This is a genomic window from Streptomyces alkaliphilus, from assembly GCF_014141535.1.
Lineage (GTDB): Bacteria > Actinomycetota > Actinomycetes > Streptomycetales > Streptomycetaceae > Streptomyces > Streptomyces alkaliphilus.
The window spans coordinates 1-1,755 of sequence record NZ_VKHT01001013.1 but is presented as its reverse complement, the minus strand read 5'-3'; the positions used below and the strand labels follow the sequence as shown (position 1 = coordinate 1,755).

The following is a 1,755-nucleotide window of genomic DNA, read 5'->3' as shown; positions in this document are numbered from 1 at the left end:
CCCCCTCGCGCACCTCCCCCGCCGGCAGGTGCCCGGCCACCACCGTCAACAGTTCCCCGCCGGTGGGCGCGGTCGCGTCGCGCGCGGCGAGGATCGCCGCCGCGACGGCCACCGCCACCGCCCCCGCCACGCCCTGGGCGTGGGCGTGGGTGACGCGGGCGGAGAGCTCGGCGGCCCCCGCCGCGGACGCCGGATTCCCCGCGTACCAGGCGCCGAGGGGCGCCACCCGCATCGCGGCACCGTTGCCGAGGCTGCCCTCCCCGGCGAACAGCCGGCGGGAGGCGACCGGCCAGGCGGTGGGGTCGATCGCCAGTTCCGGCAGCAACCGGTGCATCCCCGACCCGTACCCGCGGTGGGGGTCCGCGGCGAAGGACTCGGCGAAGAACGCCGCCAGCCGGTGGGGCACCACCTCGCCGTGCTCGTGGAGCACCCGCAGCACGCTCACCGCCATCGCGGTGTCGTCGGTCCAGCACCAGGGGGACTCGGAGGGCGGCTCCCGCCGGGCGATCTCGGCGACGGCCCGCTCCCGGGGACGGGAGGTGTGGAGCCAGCGTTCACCGAAGGCGTCACCCAGCGCGAGGCCCTCCAGGCTGTCCAGGCTCTCCGGGACCGGCCTCCGGCCCCGCTCTCCCCCGTGCCCGCCCACGGTCGCGCCGTCGGGCGTGTGATCGGCGGTGTTCCCGGCCCCCTCCGTCACCGCGTCGGTGTCGGTCACGCCCTCACCCTTTCCTCACCCGGTCGTCGCCCGTCTCCCGATCCGCCCCGCCCCCGGGGCCCTCATCGGTCGAACCGCTCCAGGAGTGCCACGAGCCACTCCTCCAGTCGGACCCCGGCCCGCTCCGGGGTCAGGTCGGGGCGGCCGGCCCCCCGCCAGGCCGTGGCGACCTTCTCCGCGTCGGGGGCGAGGGCGAGGGCGTCCAGCAGGTACCAGTACAGCCGATCCGCGGGGTTCGCCGCGAGGTCCCGACCCCCCTCCCGGAGATAGTGGTCGGCGAAGCCGAGGGCGGTGTCCGCGTCGTGCAGCAGGGCCAGGGACGCGGAGCAGTGCGCCACGTCGAGGTCGGCGGGCCCGGTGGAGGTCTCCACCCAATCCACCACGCCGGTGATCCGTTCCCCTCCCGGCGGCCCGGAGAACAGCACGTTGCCGAGGTGGTAGTCACGGTGCAGGAAACACGGCCGGTACGTCCCCGGGGCCGGCGCCTCGCGCCGGATCAGCTCCACCGCGCGTCGCCACACCTCCGGCCGGCCCGGGTCGGCCGGGAGCCGCACCCGGTCGGCGGTGGTCCACGCCTGCCAGGTCCGGGGACGGTCGGCGGGGGCGGGCTCGAAGCGGTGGATGTCCGCCAGTTGCCGGGCGAGCGACCGGACGCGGTGGTCGATGTGGGCCGGGGGTTCGCCGGCGGACTGCCCGAGACGCAGCCCGCCGGGCAGGAGCGTCATCAACAGGGACGGGTGGTCGGCATGCCCACCGGTCGGATCGACGGCCAGGAGACGGGCCGTCGGCACCGGGCCGGGCGCGAGCAGGTCGAGGACCCGCGCCTCGCGCTCCAACAGCCCGGGGGCGTGCCTGCGGAAGAACTCCCGGACGAAGGAACGCAGCACCACCCCGTTCGGAGCGTTCGGCGTCCCCTCCGCGTCGACCGTCTCCAGATGCCACATCTCCGAGGTCCAACCACCGCGCAGGCGACGCGCGCCCACCACCCGGGTATCGGCCGGCAGGGACCGATCCACCCACAGCGCTGTCCGTTCCCGTCC

2 protein-coding genes are annotated in these 1,755 nt (G+C 76.2%); both read right to left on the bottom strand.

Annotation, left to right across the window (positions count from 1 at the left end; translation table 11 throughout):
* Window positions 1-715, bottom strand: a 715-nt coding sequence (locus FNQ90_RS22000) for an ADP-ribosylglycohydrolase family protein (protein ID WP_323380116.1), incomplete at its 3' end; no start/stop codon positions are given.
* A gap of 62 nt (window positions 716-777) precedes the next feature.
* The coding region (locus FNQ90_RS21995; protein WP_407699422.1) for a phosphotransferase family protein at window positions 778-1,755 on the bottom strand (978 nt) is incomplete at its 5' end.